The organism is Streptomyces sp. NPDC049585, from assembly GCF_040675615.1.
GTDB classification, from domain to species: domain Bacteria; phylum Actinomycetota; class Actinomycetes; order Streptomycetales; family Streptomycetaceae; genus Streptomyces; species Streptomyces luteosporeus.
In genome coordinates this window covers 67,109-86,605 of record NZ_JBFAPE010000014.1, presented here as the reverse complement: position 1 = coordinate 86,605, position 19,497 = coordinate 67,109, and the positions used below count along the sequence as shown (strand labels likewise).

General features: G+C 73.4%; 17 protein-coding genes. 3 read left to right on the top strand and 14 right to left on the bottom strand.

The features are described 5' to 3' along the window. Nucleotides 1–36: 36 nt before the first annotated feature. From AB0K17_RS16870 to AB0K17_RS16830, 9 genes are all read right to left on the bottom strand, one after another. Nucleotides 37–1,569, bottom strand: coding sequence for a GMC oxidoreductase (locus tag AB0K17_RS16870; RefSeq protein WP_365969575.1), 1,533 nt, complete (start codon nucleotides 1,567–1,569; stop codon nucleotides 37–39). 50 nt (nucleotides 1,570–1,619) lie between these two features. Further along, nucleotides 1,620–3,128: an aldehyde dehydrogenase family protein gene (locus AB0K17_RS16865; protein ID WP_365983348.1), complete on the bottom strand. Its 1,509-nt coding sequence runs from the start codon at nucleotides 3,126–3,128 to the stop codon at nucleotides 1,620–1,622. Nucleotides 3,129–3,376: 248 nt separating this feature from the next. Beyond that, entirely contained in the window at nucleotides 3,377–4,195 is an 819-nt protein-coding gene (locus tag AB0K17_RS16860; RefSeq protein WP_365983347.1) for a hypothetical protein, read from the bottom strand. 13 nt (nucleotides 4,196–4,208) lie between these two features. Next, nucleotides 4,209–4,772, bottom strand: coding sequence for a hypothetical protein (locus AB0K17_RS16855; RefSeq protein WP_365983346.1), 564 nt, complete (start codon nucleotides 4,770–4,772; stop codon nucleotides 4,209–4,211). Further along, nucleotides 4,769–6,427: a hypothetical protein gene (locus AB0K17_RS16850; RefSeq protein ID WP_365983345.1), complete on the bottom strand. Its 1,659-nt coding sequence runs from the start codon at nucleotides 6,425–6,427 to the stop codon at nucleotides 4,769–4,771. The genes AB0K17_RS16855 and AB0K17_RS16850 overlap by 4 nt, the downstream gene beginning before the upstream one ends. A gap of 193 nt (nucleotides 6,428–6,620) precedes the next feature. Next, nucleotides 6,621–7,610, bottom strand: a complete 990-nt coding sequence (locus AB0K17_RS16845; RefSeq protein ID WP_365969570.1) for a malate dehydrogenase — start codon at nucleotides 7,608–7,610, stop codon at nucleotides 6,621–6,623. Between the two features lie 774 nt (nucleotides 7,611–8,384). Next, entirely contained in the window at nucleotides 8,385–9,518 is a 1,134-nt protein-coding gene (locus tag AB0K17_RS16840; protein ID WP_365983344.1) for a DUF2690 domain-containing protein, read from the bottom strand. A 423-nt stretch (nucleotides 9,519–9,941) separates the two neighbouring features. Continuing rightward, nucleotides 9,942–10,757: a helix-turn-helix domain-containing protein gene (locus tag AB0K17_RS16835; protein WP_365983343.1), complete on the bottom strand. Its 816-nt coding sequence runs from the start codon at nucleotides 10,755–10,757 to the stop codon at nucleotides 9,942–9,944. Then, a complete protein-coding gene (locus tag AB0K17_RS16830; protein ID WP_365983342.1) occupies nucleotides 10,754–11,500 on the bottom strand; it encodes a helix-turn-helix domain-containing protein in 747 nt (248 codons plus the stop codon). The genes AB0K17_RS16835 and AB0K17_RS16830 overlap by 4 nt, the downstream gene beginning before the upstream one ends. A gap of 319 nt (nucleotides 11,501–11,819) precedes the next feature. Here AB0K17_RS16830 and AB0K17_RS16825 point away from each other — a divergent pair, with 319 nt between their 5' ends. Then, nucleotides 11,820–12,248: a hypothetical protein gene (locus AB0K17_RS16825; protein WP_365983341.1), complete on the top strand. Its 429-nt coding sequence runs from the start codon at nucleotides 11,820–11,822 to the stop codon at nucleotides 12,246–12,248. An 89-nt stretch (nucleotides 12,249–12,337) separates the two neighbouring features. On the opposite strand, the gene AB0K17_RS16820 is transcribed toward AB0K17_RS16825, so the two are convergent. Both AB0K17_RS16820 and AB0K17_RS16815 read right to left on the bottom strand, forming a co-directional pair. Then, nucleotides 12,338–12,751, bottom strand: a complete 414-nt coding sequence (locus tag AB0K17_RS16820; protein ID WP_365969565.1) for a DUF3017 domain-containing protein — start codon at nucleotides 12,749–12,751, stop codon at nucleotides 12,338–12,340. Next, a complete protein-coding gene (locus AB0K17_RS16815) occupies nucleotides 12,741–13,610 on the bottom strand; it encodes a bifunctional methylenetetrahydrofolate dehydrogenase/methenyltetrahydrofolate cyclohydrolase (protein WP_365983340.1) in 870 nt (289 codons plus the stop codon). Before AB0K17_RS16815 ends, AB0K17_RS16820 begins: the two co-directional genes overlap by 11 nt. Before the next feature lie 206 nt (nucleotides 13,611–13,816). Here AB0K17_RS16815 and AB0K17_RS16810 point away from each other — a divergent pair, with 206 nt between their 5' ends. Next, complete coding sequence (locus AB0K17_RS16810) at nucleotides 13,817–14,413, top strand: hypothetical protein (RefSeq protein WP_365983339.1); 597 nt, start codon at nucleotides 13,817–13,819, stop codon at nucleotides 14,411–14,413. 74 nt (nucleotides 14,414–14,487) lie between these two features. Here AB0K17_RS16810 and purH read toward each other — a convergent pair whose 3' ends face one another. Then, on the bottom strand, nucleotides 14,488–16,038 hold the full coding sequence (purH, locus tag AB0K17_RS16805; RefSeq protein WP_365983396.1) for a bifunctional phosphoribosylaminoimidazolecarboxamide formyltransferase/IMP cyclohydrolase: 1,551 nt from the start codon (nucleotides 16,036–16,038) through the stop codon (nucleotides 14,488–14,490). Nucleotides 16,039–16,061: 23 nt separating this feature from the next. Next, entirely contained in the window at nucleotides 16,062–16,691 is a 630-nt protein-coding gene (gene purN / locus AB0K17_RS16800) for a phosphoribosylglycinamide formyltransferase (protein ID WP_365969562.1), read from the bottom strand. A gap of 226 nt (nucleotides 16,692–16,917) precedes the next feature. Between purN and AB0K17_RS16795 the strand changes: the two genes are divergently transcribed. Further along, nucleotides 16,918–17,613 (top strand): hypothetical protein, encoded by a 696-nt coding sequence (locus tag AB0K17_RS16795; protein ID WP_365983338.1) that lies wholly within the window; start codon nucleotides 16,918–16,920, stop codon nucleotides 17,611–17,613. A 153-nt stretch (nucleotides 17,614–17,766) separates the two neighbouring features. Here AB0K17_RS16795 and AB0K17_RS16790 read toward each other — a convergent pair whose 3' ends face one another. Beyond that, nucleotides 17,767–19,482 carry a DUF6350 family protein gene (locus AB0K17_RS16790; protein WP_365983337.1) on the bottom strand — a complete coding sequence of 572 codons (1,716 nt, stop codon included), beginning with the start codon at nucleotides 19,480–19,482 and terminating at the stop codon, nucleotides 17,767–17,769. Nucleotides 19,483–19,497 lie beyond the last annotated feature (15 nt).

Here is a 19,497-nt window from a genome sequence, read left to right as displayed (position 1 = left end):
CGGCGGTGCCGGGTTTGCCGGCGGTCGCGGAGGCGTTCACCGTGTCACCTCCTCCTCGGGGGCCTGGGCAAGCAGGTCGACGCACTTCTCCCCCACCATCAGCACGCCGATCATCGGGTTGACGGCCGGCATCGTCGGGAAGACGGAGGCATCGGCGATGCGGATGCCCTCCAGGCCGCGGATGCGCAGCTGCGGGTCGACGACGGCCGTCTCGTCGGTCACCGCGCCCATGCGGCAGGTGCCGGCCGGGTGGTAGACGGTGTGGGCGACCTTGCGGGCGTACTCGCTGATCGCCTCGTCCGTCGTGACGTCCGGGCCGGGGCAGACCTCGCGCTTGAGCCAGCCGGCCAGCGGCTCGGTCCGCGCGATCTCGCGGGCGAGCTTGATGCCGTCGACGAGGGTGCGGGCGTCGTAGTCCTCCTCGTCCGTGAAGTAGCGGAAGTCGAGGGCGGGCTTGACGGAGGGGTCGGCGCTGGTGAGGTAGAGCCGGCCGCGGCTGCGCGGCTTGGGGATGTTGGGGGTCATCGACACGCCGTGCGCGGGCTTCTCGTAGCCCAGGCGCTCGGGGTTGTCGGTGAAGGGGATCTGGTAGAAGTGGAACATCAGGTCCGGGCCGTTCGCGGCCGGGTCCCGCCGGACGAACAGGCCCGCGTCGGAGTCCATCGCGGAGTTCTCGGGGATCGGGCCGTCGGTCTCCCAGACGATGACCGACTCGGGGTGGTCGAGCAGGTTCTCGCCGACGCCCGGCAGGTCGTGGACGACGGGTATGCCCAGCGCCTCCAGGTCGGCCTTGGGGCCTATGCCGGAGAGCATCAGCAGCCGGGGGGTGTCGACGGCGCCGGCGCACACCAGCACCTCGCGTGCCGCCTCGACGTAGACCTCCTCGCCGTCCTTGGTACGCACGTGCACGCCCTTGGCGCGGGTGCCCTCCAGCTCCAGCCGGTACGCCCAGGTCTCCAGCATCAGGTGGAGGTTGGGGCGGTCGAGGAAGGGGTGGAGGTAGGCGACGGAGGCGGAGGAGCGCTTGTTGTTCTCCGGGTGGTAGGCGAGGTCGAAGAAGCCGACGCCCTCGTGGAAGGGCTTGCGGTTGAAGCCCTCGACGCGGGGGACGTCCGCGGCCTTGCCGGCGGCCTCGACGAAGTCGCGGGCGATGGCGTTGCGGTCCTTCTCGTCCACGGCGACGATGTTGTTGCGCAGCCGGGCGAAGTACGGGTCCATGGACTCCGCGTCCCAGCCCTCGGCGCCGGCCTCGGCCCACTCGTTCCAGTCGCCGGGCAGCGGCTTGAAGGAGATGAGGGTGTTGTGCGAGGAGCAGCCGCCGAGCACACGGGCGCGGCTGTGCCGGATGTGGCTGTTGCCACGGGGCTGTTCGACGGTGGGGTAGTCGTAGTCGAGGTCGCCGCCGAGCAGGCCGAGCCAGCGGCGCAGGGTCAGGACGTCCTCGCGGTCGACGTCGGAGGGGCCGCCCTCGATGACGGCGACGGTGACGTCGGGGTCCTCGGTGAGGCGGGAGGCGATGACGGAGCCGGCGGTGCCGCCGCCGATGACGACGTAGTCGTAGACGGGCATGTGGGGGTGAACTCCTTGTCCTGCGTACGGGTACGGGGGTGGCAGGCCCGCTAGCCCGCGAACCAGCGCACCGGCCTGGGGGCGAGGTTCTGGTAGACGTGCTTGGCCTCGCGGTACTCCGCCAGGCCCGCCGGACCCAGCTCGCGGCCGGTGCCGGAGCGGCCGAAGCCGCCCCACTCCGCCTGCGGCAGGTAGGGGTGGTAGTCGTTGATCCACACGGTGCCGTGCCGCATCCGGCCGGCCACGCGCCGCGCGCGGCCCGCGTCCGCGGTCCACACGGCGCCCGCCAGCCCGTACTCGGTGTCGTTGGCCAGGGCCACGGCCTCGTCCTCGGTGTGGAAGGTCTCCACGGTGAGGATCGGGCCGAAGGTCTCCTCGCGCACGACCGTCATCGCCCCGTGGCACAGGTCGAGGACCGTCGGGGAGTAGAAGTAGCCGCCCTCCGGGCGCACCTCGCTCGGCTCGGGACGGCGGCCGCCGCAGCGCAGCACGGCGCCCTCGGCGAGGGCGGAGGCGACGTACGCCTCGACCTTGGCGAGCTGCTGGGCGGAGACCAGCGGGCCGCACTCGACGCCCTTCTCGGTGCCGCGGCCGAGCCTGATCCGCTCGGCGCGGCGGGCGAGTTCGGCGACGAAGCGCTCGCGCACCGGCTCCTCGACGATGAGACGGGCACCGGCCGAGCAGACCTGGCCGCTGTGGATGAAGGCGGCGTTGAGGGCCTGGTCGACGGCGGTGTCGAAGCCCTCGTCGGTGGCGCAGGCGTCGGCGAAGACGACGTTGGGGTTCTTGCCGCCGAGTTCGAGGGCGACCTTCTTGACGGTCGGGGCCGCGGCCTGTGCGACCTTGACGCCGCTGGCGAGGCCGCCGGTGAAGGAGACGAGGTCCACGTCGGGGTGCTCGGCCAGGCGGGCGCCGACGGGGTCGCCGGCACCGGTGACGAGGTTGGCCACGCCGTCCGGCAGGCCGGCCTCGGCGAGCAGGCGCACCAGGTGGACGGTCGACAGCGGGGTGACCTCGCTGGGCTTGACGACGAAGGTGTTGCCCGCGGCCAGCGCCGGGGCGATCTTCCAACTCGCCTGCAGCAGCGGGTAGTTCCACGGCGTGATGAGCGCGCACACGCCGACGGGCTCGTGCACGACGACGCTGTGCACCTCGTCGGAGCCGGCGTCGACGACGCGGCCGCCGCCCTCGTTCACGACGAGGTCGGCGAAGTAGCGGAAGGCAGCCGTGACGTCGTCGACGTCGATGCGGCCCTCCTCCAGGGTCTTGCCGGTGTCCCGGCTCTCGACCAGCGCGATCTCCTCCCGGTCGCGCTGCAGCAGATCCGCGACGCGACGCAGCAGGGCGGCCCGCTCGGCGACCGGGGTGCGCGGCCAGACGCCGGCACCGCCGTCGAACGCCCGCGCGGCCGCGGCCACGGCGGCGTCGGTGTCGTCCACGCCGCCCTCGGCGACGACGGCGAGCGTCGTGGCGTCGGCCGGGTCGAGCACCTCCCGCCGTGCGCCGGACGCGGCGGAGCGCCACACCCCGTCGACGTGGATGGTCTCGGGTGACGACATGACTACTTCACTGCCTTCCGGTGGAAAACGAATGCCGTCACCGGCCCGGCCCCGTGGGGTAAGGCCGGGACGGCAACGGGACGCCCCTAACCAGAAGCCCGCGGGCTATGCCGTTTCTTTGGCAAAGAGTGACCCGAGTCACTCGGGACCACGGGTTTGCAGCTCAGAAGCCGAAAGCGCAGTGACCCGTACGACAAAAGGCCCGCCGCCGGCCCCTTCGGGGTCGAGCGGCGGGCCTTTGCGCAGGGTCACGTGGTGCAGTGGCCCGTCGGGCAGAAGGAGTCCACCAGCGCGCGGTACACGGAGCGCACCGCCGAGCGGTCGCTGTCCGGTCCGGCGCTGAGCAGGGCGTACTGGTTGCCGTCGGGGGCGCGGTAGGCGCGCATGACGACGTAGCGCGTGGTGGAGTCGGGCTGGACGTAGGTGTACTCCAGCTCCGCCGGGTCGCCCGGGCCCACGACGTGGCTCAGGCTGCTCTTGCGGTAGCCGCTGTAGCCCGAGATGTACGTCTCGGACTCCGCCAGCGAGTCGTACGGTGTGGCCCGCTGCGGGTCGAAGGGGAAGACCTGCAGGAGCCGCGCGCCGCCGGGCGAGGTGTAGAAGACGCTGGTCTTCTGGCGGCTGCGCAGCCAGCCGGTGGGCACGTCCAGGCGGTAGCCGGACGGGTCCGCCGTGCGGACGAAACCGGGCCGGGCCCCCGGGTCGGAGGTGGCCGACGAGCCGAAGATGCCGGAGGTGGGCGTGGGGTACGGGTTGTAGGTGTAGCCGCCCGAGGTGCCGCCGTAGGTGCCCGACGGCGACGGGCTCGGCCAGGGACTCGAACTGGGCGTGACGAGGTTCGTGCTGCCGCCCTTGTCGTCGTCACTGTTGTGGACCAGCGCCCAGATGCCGGTGCCGATGCCGCCGGCCAGCACCACCCCGGCCAGCGCACCGGCCAGCACCGAGGCGCGCGAGGCGCCGGAGGGCGGCTCGTCGGCGGGGTCGTAGGCGGTGTCGGGGGGCGGCGCAGCGCCGTCGGGGGGCCGGGAGACCCACTTCTGCTGATCGGCGTCCCAGAAGGAACTCATGTGCCTCGCCGCCTCACGCCACTAAGCGGCTGATCGCCTCGACGACGGCGGCCAGCGACGCCAGGCCGCCGACTGCCGTGGCGCCGCTGGTCAGGAGCGTGCGCAGGCGGGCGAGCCGGCTGCGCCCGGTCTGCCCGGCGACCTGCGCCTCCCGCTGCACGGCCGCCAGTTCCGCGTCGACCTCGTCGAGGCCGTCACCGGCGGCGCGCTCCTGCACCGCGAGCTCCTCGCGCATCCGTGCGACGGCGGCCAGCAGTTCGGGCGTGGCCGTCACCAACTGCCGCGAGGCGTCCGTGGCCTGGGCCTCGCGGCCCTGCGCCAGGGCGCCGCCCGACATCGCACCGACGGCCATCCCCCCGTCCCGCGGCGGCGGCACGGGCGCCGGGCCACCGGCCGGCGGTGCGGCCGGCGGGCCCACGCGCTCCGAGCGGTCCTCCGCCTTCGCCCGCTCGCCCTGGGCCACCGCGCCGCCGCTGATCGATCCGATGGAGATGCCCCCGCCGCCCGTGCGGCCGGTGCCCTCGGCCACGTCCTTGTCGTCCCGGTCGTCCCGGTCGTCCCGGTCGTCCCGCGTCATCGTCCCCCGCTTCCCGCGAGGTGCTTGGCCTCGGCACCGGCGCCCTGGGCGACGGCGCCGCCGCTCATCGCACCGATGTAGATGCCGCCCTCGCTGATCTGCACGATCTGCTGCTCGAACTGGTCGGTCTCGTAGCCCTGGGAGCGCAGCGCCGCCCGGACCCCGCTGGCGATGCGGTCGGTGACCGTCTTCACGTAGCGGCTGACGTCCATCTCCTGGAACAGGGAGACGTCCGGGGCCGCCGCGATCTCGCGCACCGAGGTGGCCGGTCCGTCCGGCGCCGCCCGCCGGGGGTCGGCCAGCCAGGTGCGGAAGCCGGAGACGGCCGAGCGCGCGGTGGACACCAGGGAGGCGAAGCCGGCCGCGGGCGCCGTCAGGAACGCCCGTACGCCGTCGCGCAGCAGGTCGTCGTCGCCGCGCGCGGCGATCACGTCGACCGCCCGGAACTCCGGCCGCACCGGCGTCAGCACATGCGGCACCACCTCCAGGACGAGCATGCCGCCCTGGGTGTGCACGCGGACCAGGACCGAGACGACGACCTGCTCGTCCCACGCGCCGATACGCACCCGCAGGAAGTAGCGGCGCGCCTCGCCACCCTCGTTGACCGCCTCGGCCAGGTGCCGTCGCACCGTGTGCTCGTCGTAGGAGACGGCGGGCCGCTGCGGGCCGACGGGGAGGTAGACGAACTCGTCGATCTCCAGCTCCCGCAACCGGTCCCGGCTGGTCTCGGCAGCGGCCTGGCGCAGGCCCTCCAGCCGCGGCCGGATCAGCTCCACGACGGTACGCCCGGTGAACGGCGGCACCGGACCCCCGCCCGCCCCGGGCGCGTCCTTCTTGCGGGTGAGCTCCATCGCGAAGGACCAGGGCTCGTACGGCCGGCCCATCCCGATGAACGGCCGCGAGGGGTCGTAGATCGTCAGGCCCGCGTACTGCTCGCGGTCGATGGCCCGGGCGATCCTGCGGTGGTACGCGGACTCCGGGAAGGCCCTGGGCACCGTGGCGAACGCCTGCCGGCTGAGCTCCGAGCGCATCACGGCCGCGACCCGCGCCCGGTGCGCCCACACGGGCACCACCAGCAGCAGCGGGAAGATGACCGCCGCCCAGTTGTCGGCGCCCTCGGCCAGCGCCCAGAAGGCGGCGACCCAGTAGGCGAGGGTCATCATCGGCACGCCCACCGGCAGCAGGGCGCGCAGCGCGCGGTTGGCGCCGCTGCCGATGAGGGCCTGGCGCAGGGTCCGCTTGTCCACGACGTACGCGGCGGAGCCGCGGCCGGCGGCGGCGTGGGCGCCCCAGTGGATCAGGCAGACCAGGGCGTAGGCACCCGACCAGATCGGGAAGGCGGGGCCCTCGGCGACGGAAGCGCCGGTGTAGGGGTCGACGCCCTGGGACGTGGGGGACGCCGTGGAGAAGTCGACGGCGAAGAAGGCCACCCACAGGGCCAGAAGGAACAGGGCGGTCAGGGTGTCCTGGCCGCGGGCGCGCAGTGCGTGGGAGAGCACCGGCACCACGTCCACGCCCAGCGAGGGGGCCGTGGGTCTTTCTTCATGCTCCACCAGCTCTTCGATGACGCGGCGGCGGAACTCGATGTCGAGGTAGGTCCCCGCGCAGAGTAACCGGGTGGCCTCTGTCGGGGACTCCTGGGCGGATTGACTCATTTCGATCCCCCGATCCGTCGAACTTCGCTTCGAACAAAGCGAGTTGACGCATTTTCGGAAGAACCCAGAATAAGCCAGAAGGCCCGCCCCCGCCCCCCGTCGGGAGGCGATTGGCGGGCCGGAAACCACGCTCGTACGGGTGATCATGGGACACCCGTACGAGGGCGGTCGGGGCAGACCAGGTGAAATTCGGTCAGATGAGGCCGAGCTCGCGAACGGCGTCGCGCTCCTCCACCAGCTCCTGCACCGAGGCGTCGATGCGGGTGCGGGAGAACTCGTTGATCTCCAGGCCCTGGACGATCTCGTAGGTGCCGTTCTTCACGACGACCGGGAAGGAGGAGATCAGGCCCTCGGGCACGCCGTAGGAGCCGTCCGACGGGATGGCCATCGAGGTCCAGTCGCCGGCGGCGGTGCCGTTGACCCAGGTGTGCACGTGGTCGATGGCGGCGTTGGCCGCGGAGGCCGCCGAGGAGGCGCCACGGGCCTCGATGATCGCCGCACCGCGCTTGGCCACGGTCGGGATGAAGGTGTCGGCGAGCCACTGCTCGTCGGCCACGACCTCGGCCGCGTTCTTGCCGGCGATCTCGGCGTGGAAGATGTCCGGGTACTGGGTGGCGGAGTGGTTGCCCCAGATCGTCAGCTTCTTGATCTCGGAAACACCCACGCCGGCCTTCTTCGCCAGCTGCGACAGCGCGCGGTTGTGGTCCAGACGGGTCATCGCGGTGAAGCGCTCGCGCGGCACGTCCGGCGCGGCGGCCTGGGCGATCAGGGCGTTGGTGTTGGCCGGGTTGCCGACGACCAGGACCTTGATGTCGTCCGCGGCGTGGTCGTTGATGGCCTTGCCCTGCGGCTTGAAGATGCCGCCGTTGGCCTCCAGCAGGTCACCGCGCTCCATGCCCTTGGTACGGGGACGGGCGCCGACCAGCAGCGCGACGTTGGCGCCGTCGAACGCCACGTTCGCGTCGTCGGTGATCTCGATGTTGCGCAGCAGCGGGAAGGCGCAGTCGTCGAGCTCCATGGCGGTGCCCTCGGCGGCCTTCAGGCCCTGCGGGATCTCCAGCAGGCGCAGGTTCACGGGCACGTCCGCGCCGAGGAGCTGACCGGAGGCGATGCGGAAGAGCAGCGCGTAGCCGATCTGACCGGCGGCGCCGGTGACGGTGACATTGACGGGAGTGCGGGTCATGGCGGTCTCCTGCGAACTGGCTGGTGGGTGTCCCTGCCCAAGGTGTGCGGATCTCTCTCGGTATCAAGAGATCCGGCGTCAGGCTATCCGACCGCGCCCGCCCCGCACCGCCTACCCGGTGTGCAACACCTCACCGTCCTTGCGGACGGTTTGTGGGCAGGCAGCTCATCGGCCCTGCCAGGGCCTGCCCGGCGGGTCCGCGTCGCGCGCACCACGGCGCCCCGAAGGGGCGCGGGGCGGTGTCGATCTGCGGCTGCCGCCGCGTGGGCGCGATCGGCCGGCGACGGCCCGCAGCCGATGCGCCACCCCGGGGGCCGAGTGCGGGCGCGTCGTGGCTTGTCGCGCAGTTCCCCGCGCCCCTGACGGGGCGCCGTGGTGGCTGCGTGACGAAGGTCCGCCGGACACGCCCTAGGGGAGCACCCCGTTTGCGGGAGCGTCGTGGGTTGTCGCGCCCACGCGGCGGCAGCCGCAGGGGGGGCTGGCTAGGGCGTGTCCAGTGGATCATGCAGTGCCCCGTCAGGGGCGCGGGGAACTGTGCGATCGGCCGGCGACGGCCCGCAGCTGACACGCCACCCCGGGGGCCGAGTGCGGGCGCGTCGTGGCTTGTCGCGCCCACGCGGCGGCAGCCGCAGATCGGCACTGCCCCGCGCCCCTGACGGGGCGCCGTGGTGGCTGCGTGACGAAGGTCCACCGGACACGCCCTAGGGGAGCACCCCGTTTGCGGGAGCGCCGTGGGTTGTCGCGCCCACGCGGCGGCAGCCGCAAGGGGGCTGGCTAGCCCAGGGGGCCCAGGGCGCTCTGCGGAGCAGACCGCTTCGTGCAGCCGGTGCGGCCCGAGACCAGGGCCGCGCACGCCGACGCCTGCCGGGAGTCGGACACGGCGACCATGCGCGTGTGGCCGTCCGCGCCCCGGTCGACCCGCCCGCTCTCCGTGCCTCCGGCACTCCCCGCGGACGTTATCCGCAGTGTGTCCCCGGGCCCGGCCTGGGTGATCCGCGCCCACGCCGCCCCGCAGACCTCGCTGTAGCGGACCTCCAGGTACGCCGCACCGACCGTCACCGAGCCGGCCGTCGTGGCGTGCCGGCCGCCGCAGCCCATGCTCTCCGGGTCCTTGCCCGCGCAGTCCGCCCCCGTGCACCGCACGCCGGAGGGCAGGGACGGCGCTTTGGACACGCTGGGCGTGGCGGCGGCGCCGGGTGCCGTCCTGTCCTCGCCGCCCGCGCCGACCAGCAGGACGACCGCGGCGACGACGAACAGCGCCCCCACCGCGCCCACGGCGAACAGCACGGCGTTGCGGCGACGGGTGGGCGGCGGGGCGGCCGCGGGAGGGCCGAACCGGCCGGGGGGCGCGGGCGCTTGCGGCTCCGACGGCTCCGTTTCCTGTGCGGGCTTGCCCGAACGCTTCGGCTTGCGCTGCTTGCGCAGGGGAATGGCCTTGTCCCGCACGTCGGCGGCGCCCGGCGTGCGCGGCAGCCCGAGGTCGGTGCCGTCCGGGCCCTCCCCCAGGCCCTCGCCGTGCAGCGCGGCCGTACGGGGCGCGGCCGCGCCGCCGTTCGCGGGCTGCGGGCCGAAGCCGGCCAGGGCCGCGCGCGCCTCGGCGACCCGGATCGCCTCCATCGTCACGTCGTGCCGCAGCTCCGAGCGGCTCCAGGCCCGTTCGGCCAGCTCCCACAGCGTGCCCAGGTGCCCGACGTCGGTGCCGGTGGCCTCCGCGAGGGCCTCGGCGGCGCCGCGCGGCGGCAGCAGCCTGCCGTTCAGGTAGCGCTCCCAGGACGTCTTGCTGTACCCGGTGCGGTCGGCGACGGCGGCGATGCTCAGCCCGCTGCGCTCGACGAGTCTGCGCAGCTGTTCGGCGAACTCGCGCACCTGCGGATCGAGTTCGTCCGGTAGCGCCCTCCAACGTGGCATTGCCCTCCCCTGTCCCCCGGTTGCGTACGGCGGTCTCCCGTCGCCCTTCCACGGCCTGGTTCCGGCTACCCATGGGGATGCCTCGGATCAGCATGTCAGTTCCCGGGGACCCGGCGCACGAGAGCATTCGAGGTTGATCCACGCAGTGGGGCGCGCGCCCCCGGCGCACGCCCGGGCATGCGGCGTACGCGCCGCCCGTCACCGTTCGGTGACACTTCCGGGCACCTTGCTACGAAAAAGCGACCTCGTACCGGAACGGTCACGCGCGCGCCACAGCGGCACGGCCGACCTTGCTCCGGCTTGTCGCGATCATGATCCTCGAAGGGTGGCCGGTGGCCGGTCCTCCCACGGGGGTGGAGGACCGGCCATCGGCACTCCGACACCCTCTTCCTACCCATTTGCCACGCTTCCCACGCGGCGACTTCAGGCCGCCCCGAAGCACTGCTGCGGGCCGCCCGCCGGCAGCAGGCAGACCCGGGCCCCGTGCGGGTCAGCGGTCACCGTCATCGCCGTCGACAGGTACGTCTCCGTGTCCCGCTGGCTCGCGGCCGTGACCGTCTTCGTCCCCGCACCCGGCAGCCGCAGCTCGACCCGGTCGCCCACGTGCAGACCCTGGGTCTTGCCCCACACGGCCGCGCACTTCTCGCTGTACCGCAGCTCCACCTGCTGCCCGCCCGCCGCCCGGCGCTTGAACAGCGTGACCGCCTCCAGGCCGCACCCGGTGCGGGTCGGATCCGCCGCCTCGCAGACCTCCCCCTTGCAGGCGGGCTCCTGGTACTGCAGGTACGGGGAGGTGGCGGCGAGGCCGTCGTGGTCGTGCCCGCCGGGCGCCGAGCCGCCGGTCGTGAGGAACACCGTCACGGCGAGGGCGAGCGCCAGGACGGCGACGGCGCCCGAGACGACGGGCGTGCGCCACCCCCGTTCTGCCGGGCCGGGCGGGGTGCGCACCACGCGCGCAGCATCCGTGCCCGCTTCCGCGGACCGCCCGCTCCACGCCTGCTCGGCCAGCTCCCACAGCGCCACCAGCCGCCCCGCGGGCTCCTGCGCCAGTGCACACAGGGCCTCGACCGCCTGCTTCGGCGGCAGCTTCTTCCCGTTGAGATAGCGCTCCCACGAGGACTTGCTGTACGGCGTGCGCCCGGCCAGCGCGGCCAGGCTCAGGCCCGTGCGGTCCTTCAGCTCCCGCAGCCCCGCGGCCAGCCGCGCGCACTCCGCGGGCAGCGGCCGCTCGCCGCTCACCGGCGCAGCTCCCCCCAGGTGTCGGGGCCGATCACGCCGTCCACGACCAGCCGCCGGCTCTTCTGGAAGTCCTTGGCCGCCCGCTTCGAGCGCTCGCCGTAGGAGCCGTCGGCGATGCCCGGGTCGAAGCCGTGGTACTTCAGCAGGCACTGGGCCTCCAGCACCTCCCAGCCCGAGCTCTTGAGGTCCATCAGCTTGTCGTGCGTGGTGCTGTACCCGGCGCGCAGCTCACCGCCCACGCGCTTGACGGCGCACGCCCGTTCCCGGCCCTCGACGAAGACGAAGGGCGCCGGGGTGTCGCCGGCGGCGGGGGCGGGCTTCGCCTCGTCCTGCCAGGGGCGGGTGGCCAGCAGCGTGGCGACCAGCGCCGCCGCCAGGACGACCACGGCGGCGGTGAGCGCCCAGATGACCGGCCGCCGGCCGTCGCGTACGTAGAGATCCGAGTCGTCCTCCTGCGGATCGGCGACGGCCGGCTCACCGCTCCACGCGTCCGCGGCGAGTTCGTGCAGCACCAGCAGCCGCGTGGGGTCCGTGCCGCACGCCCGGGCCAGTTCCTCGACCGCCTCGCGCGGCGGCAGCTGCCTGCCGTTGAGGTACCGCTCCCAGGAGGAGCGGCTGTAGGAGGTCTTGGCCGCCAGGGCGGCCAGGCTGAGTCCACTGCGGTCCTTCAGCCGTCTGAGCCGGACGAGCAGTTGCCGCACTCGCTGGTCCAGCGAGGCGGGTAATTCCTTCCACCGCGGCATGTTCCACCCCATACGCGTCACCGGGCCCGTAGGTGGCGAGCCTCCTATGGCGCACATGATGGCGATGTCCGGGCAGCGGTTCCGTATGTCGCCCGGGGCCACCGCGCGATCCGGCCATGAGCACGACGGCCGGACCGTCCCACGACGACATCCTGGGACGGCGCATCCCCGCAGGTCGGACCGTGGGACGTCCCACGAGGACCCGAGTCGCCGGCAATCCCTGGCCGCCGGCGAAGTGGCGCGTCATCGTCATCCCTGCACGCCGCGGCCGGTGCGGTCCACCCCGCACCGGCCGCCACGCCAACGGGAGGAACTGACCATGAACGTACGCAAGCGCGTTGCCGCCGCGGCCGTCACGGCCGCTGTCGGAGCGGGCCTCGCACTGACCGCCCCCGCGGCCCAGGCCGCGCCGGCCGGCGGGGCCGGGACGCAGGGCTGGCACATGCTCTTCGACCAGCCCCACGGACCGACCAACAAGTGGTCCACGCCCGACTTCGTGCCCGACCGCGGCAACCTGCACATCGTGTACGGCTGCTACGGACACGACGGCGCCAAGATCAAGGCCGAGATCGTCCGCACCAAGGACCGCAAGGTCGTCGGCCGCAGCAACGGCTCCGACTGGTGCGCCGACGGCGCCGAGAAGAAGGTGACAACGGGCAACGTACGGGCCGGCGACGCGTATTACATCCGCCTGAAGATCTCCGGGCCCAAGCACTCCCTGTACGCGAGGGCCTTCGACTCGCACTGAGTCCGATCCGCGTAAGCGGCGCGCGGCCCGTCCTCTTTCGGGGGAGAGGACGGGCCGCCGTCGCGTTCATCGCGCCGAGGCGCGCACGCTCACTGCACCGTGAAGTGGAGTATCCCCGCGAGGAAGGGGATCCTCAGCCACGCGTGCGGCTGGGCCATCAGCGCCAGCAGGACGATCGCCGCGCCCATCCCGCCGTACGTGAGCATGTCCGTGAAGCGGGAGCGCACCGCCAGCCAGCCCACCGACGGCAGCCACCAGCGCAGCGCGGCGCCGCCCAGCATCGCCAGGCCCACCACGAGCGTGCCGACGCGGAACGCGTCGAACGCCACGATCAGCAGGCCCAGGCCCGTCACGCCCAGCACCGCCAGCAGCGGCCACTGCCGGGCCGGGGCGGGGGCGCCGCCGGGCGCGGCGCGGCCGCCGCCCTCGGGGCGCGCGGTGTCGCGGGTGAGCCGGGGCGGGCGGCGGGTGAGCCGGCGCGGCTTACCGCCCTCAGTGCTCATCGGCGGCTCCGGCGGCGCGCTCGGCGGCCTCCACGACGTTGACCAGCAGCAGGGCGCGGGTCATCGGGCCCACGCCGCCCGGGTTGGGGGAGATCCAGCCCGCGACCTCGTGCACGCCCGGGTGCACATCGCCGACGATCTTTCCGTTCTCGTCGCGGCTGACGCCGACGTCGAGGACGGCGGCGCCCGGCTTGACGTCCTCCGGCTTGATCAGGTGCGGCACGCCGGCCGCCGCCACGACGATGTCGGCCCGCTTGAGGTGGGCGGCCAGGTCGCGGGTGCCGGTGTGGCACTGGGTGACGGTGGCGTTCTCCGAGCGGCGGGTCAGCAGCAGCGGCATGGGGCGGCCGATGGTCACGCCGCGACCGACGACGACGACCTCGGCGCCGTTCAGCTCGACGCCGTGCCGGCGCAGGAGCGTGATGATGCCGTTGGGGGTGCAGGGCAGGGGGGCGGGCTCGTTGAGGACGAGCCGGCCGAGGTTGGTCGGGTGCAGCCCGTCGGCGTCCTTGGCCGGGTCCATCAGCTCCAGGACGCGGTTCTCGTCGATGCCGCGGGGCAGCGGCAGCTGGACGATGTAGCCGGTGCAGGCCGGGTCCTCGTTGAGCTCGCGGACGACCGCCTCGATCTCCTCCTGCGTGGCGGTGGCGGGCAGCTCGCGCTGGATCGACGCGATGCCGACCTCGGCGCAGTCGCGGTGCTTGCCCGCGACGTACTTCTGGCTGCCCGGGTCGTCGCCGACCAGGATCGTTCCCAGGCCGGGGGTGACGCCCCGCGCCTTCAGCGCCTCCACGCGGGAGGCCAGTTCGGACTTGATCGCGGCCGCGGCGGCCTTGCCATCGAGAATCTGGGCGGTCATGTTTCCATCCTCGCGGATCGAGTGGCCCCGGTTCCAATCTGCACCAAAGGAACAAAGGCATAGGGGCATCAGCTGGACAAAATTCGAATGTCAAATAACGATGATCGGCGTGCCGCGGGCGTCGGACGGGGCAGGACCGCCGAGCCGGCTCGCCCGTCCGGCAGCCCGCGTCGTCCCCGCACGACGTCGACGAAGGAATTCCCGCCATGAGCTTCGGCCAGCCCAACAACCCTTACGGACCCCCGCCGCAGCAGCCGCCTGCCCCGGGCTACGGATACCCGCAGCAGGCTCCGCCGCCGTACGGTGCGTACCCGCAGGCACCCGGTGGCTACCCGATGCCGCAGGGGCCGGTGGCGATGCCGGGCCTCACCAAGGCCGCGAACGTCCTGATGTACGTGATCGCCGCCATTCACGTCGTCGTGGCGGGCTTCTTCGCGTACGCCGCGAACAAGATCGGTGACGCGGTCCGCGACGCCGGGACGAACGGCACGGTCACCACGGCCCGGGGCGACACGGTCGACGTGGACACCATCGCCGACGTCAGCAAGGGCGTCATCTCCTTCTTCGTGGCGCTCGCCGCGATCTTCGCGATCATCGGTTTCATCCTGGCCGCGCGCTACGGCAAGGGCCGCAACGGCGTGCGTGTCGGTTCGATCGTCTACGCCTCCTTCGGCATCATCAGCGGCATCTTCACGCTGGGCGTCTACGGCCTCGGCCTGATCACCTTCGTCGGTTCCATTCTGGTGATCGTTTTCGCTGCGAAGCGGACGTCGGCCGAATGGTTCCAGCGCCCCCGCTACTGATTCCGCCGGTACCGATTGCGTCGGTGCACCGGCCGAAAGGGCCGCGCCCCCGTGGGGCGCGGCCCTTTCGCGCATCAGTGGAAGAAGTGGCGGGTGCCGGTGAAGTACATCGTCACGCCCGCCGCCTTCGCGGCCTCCACGACCTGCTCGTCGCGGACCGAGCCGCCCGGCTGGACCACGGCCTTCACACCCGCGGACGTGAGCACCTCCAGCCCGTCCGGGAAGGGGAAGAACGCGTCCGAGGCGGCGTACGAGCCACGGGCCCGCTCCTCGCCCGCCCGCTGGACGGCCAGCTTCGCGGAGTCCACGCGGTTGACCTGGCCCATGCCCACGCCGACCGTGGCACCGCCCTTGGCCAGCAGGATCGCGTTGGACTTCACCGCACGGCAGGCCTTCCAGGCGAAGGCCAGCTCGGCCAGCTCCTCGGCGGGCAGCGCCTCGCCCGTGGCGAGCGTCCAGTGCGCCGGGTCGTCGCCCTCGGCCTGCAGGCGGTCCTTCTCCTGCAGCAGCAGCCCGCCCTCGACCGGCCGGGCCTCCTTCACCGCGCACGGGGCGTCGGGGCAGCGCAGCACGCGGATGTTCTTCTTGCGGGCGAGGATCTCGACCGCGCCGTCCTCGTAGTCCGGCGCGACGACGACCTCGGTGAAGATCTCCGCAACCTGCTCGGCCATCGCGACGGAGACCGGGCGGTTGACGGCGATCACACCGCCGAACGCCGACAGCGGGTCGCACGCGTGGGCCTTGCGGTGCGCCTCGGCGACGTCCACGCCGGTCGCGATGCCGCACGGGTTGGCGTGCTTGATGATCGCCACACAGGGGTCGGCGTGGTCGTACGCCGCCCGGCGCGCGGCCTCGGTGTCGACGTAGTTGTTGTACGACATCTCCTTGCCGTGCAGCTGCTCGGCCGCCGCAAGGCCGGTGCCGCTGCCGTCCGTGTACAGGGCGGCGGGCTGGTGCGGGTTCTCGCCGTAGCGCAGCACGTTCGAGCGGGAGAAGGCGGCGCCCAGGAACTCCGGGAAACCACTGTCGTCGGCCGCCGCGTAGCCGGTGGCGAACCAGTTGGCCACCGCCACGTCGTACGCGGCCGTGTGCTGGAACGCCTCCGCGGCCAGGCGCTTGCGGGCGGCGAGGTCGAAACCGCCGTCCGCAACCGCCTTGAGCACCTCCTCGTACCGGCCGGGGTTGACCACGACGGCGACGGACGGGTGGTTCTTCGCCGCGGCGCGGACCATCGACGGACCACCGATGTCGATCTGCTCGACGCACTCGTCCGGGGAGGCACCGGAGGCCACCGTCTCCCGGAACGGGTAGAGGTTGACGACCACCAGCTCGAACGGGGCGACACCCAGCTCCTCCAGCTGCGCCCGGTGCGCCTGAAGGCGCTGGTCGGCGAGGATGCCGGCGTGCACGCGCGGGTGCAGGGTCTTGACCCGGCCGTCGAGGCACTCCGGGAAACCGGTCAGCTCCTCGACCTTCGTGACGGGCACGTCCGCGGCCGCGATCCGGGCGGCCGTCGAACCGGTGGAGACCAGCTCCACACCGGCCTCGTGCAGGCCACGGGCCAGCTCCTCCAGCCCGGCCTTGTCGTAGACGCTGACCAGCGCCCGGCGGACGGGCCGCTTCATACCTTCGGCGGTCACTTCGGCGGTCACGGGATCCTTACCTTTCGTCCCTCTATGCGGTAGCCGTCGCGGGCGAGACGCCCCACGACATCGACGAGCAGCGTGCGCTCGACTTCCTTGATCCGCTCATGCAGCGCGGACTCGTCGTCGTCCTCCCGGACCTCGACCACGCCCTGGGCGATGATCGGGCCCGTGTCGACGCCCTCGTCGACGAAGTGGACCGTGCACCCGGTCACCCGCACGCCGTACGCGAGGGCGTCGCGCACACCGTGGGCACCGGGAAAACTGGGCAGCAGCGCCGGATGGGTGTTCACGACCCGGCCCGCGAAGCGCGCCAGGAACTCCTTGCCGAGGATCTTCATAAAACCGGCGGAGACCACCAGATCCGGCTCGTACGCCGCGGTCGCCGCGGTCAGCGCGGCGTCCCACGCCTCCCGCGAGGAGTACTGCGCCACCGGGCACACGAACGTCGGCAACCCGGCGCGCTCCGCCCGCTCCAGACCGGCGATCCCCGCGCGGTCGGCGCCCACCGCCACCACGCGGGCGCCGTAGCCCTCGGGATCGGCGGCCACGGCATCGAGCAGCGCTTGCAGGTTCGTGCCCGAACCGGAGACGAGCACGACGATGCGGGCGGGACGTCCAGCAGGGGCGGCCACGGCAGGCCCTTTCTCGCGGGTGCGGGTACTGCGGTTTGTACGGTCGTACGAAAGCAGGGCACCGCCCGATACGGGGAACCCTACGAAGCCGCCGACCGCCAGCAACGATACCGGCACGCGGAACCGGCCCCACGGGACGGGGGCACGCCCGCCGGGTAGCGTCGGCACGGGACGCGTCGCCGTACGCTCGACGCAGGACGACCATCAAGGGGAAGACACACTCCACATGCCCCACATGCATGAGCGGGACGACGACCGGGACATCCGGGACAATCCCTTCGCGGCACCGCCGCAGGGCCGGGAGGACCGGCCCTGGCAGCCGCGCCTCCCGTCCGGCGATTCCGACGACTCCGGCTCGGGCTCCGGCTCCGGTTCCGGTTCCGGCGAACCCGACCGCGACAAGCAGCAGCCGCCCGCGTGGGGCAGCCAGTGGAGCAACCGGCAGCCCGGCCGACAGGGCGGCGACTTCGGCGGCGGACCCGGCGGCGGCCCGGGCGGCCCCGGCGGCCTGCGCTGGGACCCCACCGACCCCGCCCAGCGGCGCGCCCGCTACGCCCTCCTCGCCGGCATGTGGGGCTTCTTCTTCGCCCTCTTCAGCATCCCCCAGGTCGCCCTCCTCCTCGGCGCCCTCTCCGTCTACTGGGGCGTCAGCTCCCTGCGCGCCAAACCGAGGACCCCGAGCCCCGACGCCCCGGCACCCCCGCCCGTCCCCGGCGGCCTGCGGCCGCAGACCACGGCGGCGGTGAGCGGCCTGGTCACGGGCGGCCTGGCCCTGGCGATCGTGGCGGCGACCTTCGCCTTCCACATCGCGTACCGCGACTACTACACGTGCGTGGACGACGCGCTGACGCAGGCGTCGAAGGCGGCGTGCGAGAAGCACCTGCCGAAGCAACTCCGCCCGCTGCTCGGCAACCAGGACTGAGCCCCGGGCCCCGTCGGGGGCGCCCATAAGGGGCGCGGGGAACTGCGCGACAAGCCACGACGGTCCGCAGACGGGGTCCAGAGGTGGCACCCCGACCGCGGGCCGTCACTGGTTGATCGCGCAGTTCCCCGCGCCCCTACGGGGCCCTGCGGCTCACTGGCCCTCCGGCGGGAAGTCGGGCATCAGGCCTCCGCCCGAGTCCTTCAGTTCCGCCCAGCGCCGGCGGCGCTCCTCCTCGTCCTCCGGCTCCGTCCGCGTCGGCACGGACGCCTCCCCCGCCGGCCGTACATGCCGGGTCGAGATCAGTGGCAGCGTCTCCGGCTCGTAGACGACGTCCTCGTCCGGAGTCGGCACCGGTTTCGCCTCTCCCGGGGCGCGGAAGCCGAACCATCCGAGCAGCGACCGCCACCAGCTCCGCCGCGGCTTCGCGGGCTCCGGCTCCGGCTCCGGCTCGGGAGCCGCCGGCGGCGCCGGCACCGGCGCCGGCGCCGGTTCGACCGCCAGGCCCAGCAGCCACCCCACTCGCCGCCACCCCTTGAGCACCGGCACCGGCTCCCCTTCCTCGTCCCGCAGTGGCTCGTCCTGTGCTGCGCCGCGGCGCCACCGCACCACCAGTGCCCCGGGTACGCCGATGGCGCCCGACCAGGCCGCCGCCGCGGCTCCCGTGTGCCAGCACAGGGGGCCGAAGGAGGCGAGCGTGCCGTTGCCGATGGCGCCCGACGACACGTACGCCAGGACCGTCATCACCGCCCCGCACAGCAGGGCGCCGAGCGTCGCGGTCGCCGCGACGAGTCCGTAGCCCGGCCGGGGCGCGGCGCGGCGGGGTACGGCGCTGCGGGCGAGGGCGATGCCGGCCGCGGCGGCCAGGGCGGCGGCCGTGGCCAGGACGAGGGGGCCGGCCTCGCCGGGCGACGGCAGTGCGGCGAGGAGGGGGAAGCGCGGCAGGAGGGGCCGGTCGGGCGTCGGGTTCAGCGGTGCCACGAGGCTGCCGCCGCCGACGGTGAAGCCGGGCCCGAGTCCGTAGGCCGCGGCCCAGATGGCCGCGTTGGGCAGCAGGGCTGCACTGGCGAGGGCGAGGGCGACCCGCCCCGACCAGCGGGGCGCCAGTTGGACGAACGCCTCCTGGGCCGCGCCCGCGTGCAGCGCGAGGGTGCCGCCGACGAGGAGGAGCCCGCCGCCGAGGAGTACCGCCGTGGTGATGGCAGCCGCGCGGACGACACCGGCGAGGTGGGCCTTGGTGAACCAGCCGCGCAGCCGTCCGGGCACGGCGCGGCGGACGAAGGGCGGGGCGGGCAGTCCGGGCCGGCCGGCGGCCGTCCACACGCCGGCGCCGACGAACGCGCCCGTCACGAGCGGCAGCTGCAGCAGCGTGCTGAGTGCGTCGGGCCGTACGGGGCTGGACCAGGCGTAGGCGACGGCGGCGAGGGCCACCAGCAGGTAGCCGCCGGCCATGGCGGTGAAGGCGGCGCGGGGCGGTGGTCCGGGGGTTTCGGGCGGCATGTCCTCGGGCGGTTCGAGGGCGTGCCGGGCCGCACGGTAGAGCAGGGTGCAGGGCACGAGGGCGCACAGCATCGGGGTGAGCGCGAGGGGCGCGGCGGGGCCGGCCAGGGTCTCGGTGCGGACGAGGGCGGCGCCGTGGGCGGCCAGCCACAGGTCGGCGGCGATGCGCAGGGCTCCGCCGGGGCCGCTGTCGGGGTAGGGGGAGGTGATCCACATGGCGAGGACGACCATGGAGAAGGCGCCGAGTCCGAGGCCGGCGGCGAGCACTCCGCCGACGAAGGCCGTGCTGGCCGACGTGGCGGCCGTGGCGGGCAGCCGGTACGTCGGTGACGACGTCCCGTGCTCGGCCTGCTCGGCGTAGTGGCTCACAGGGCCATGCTGCCA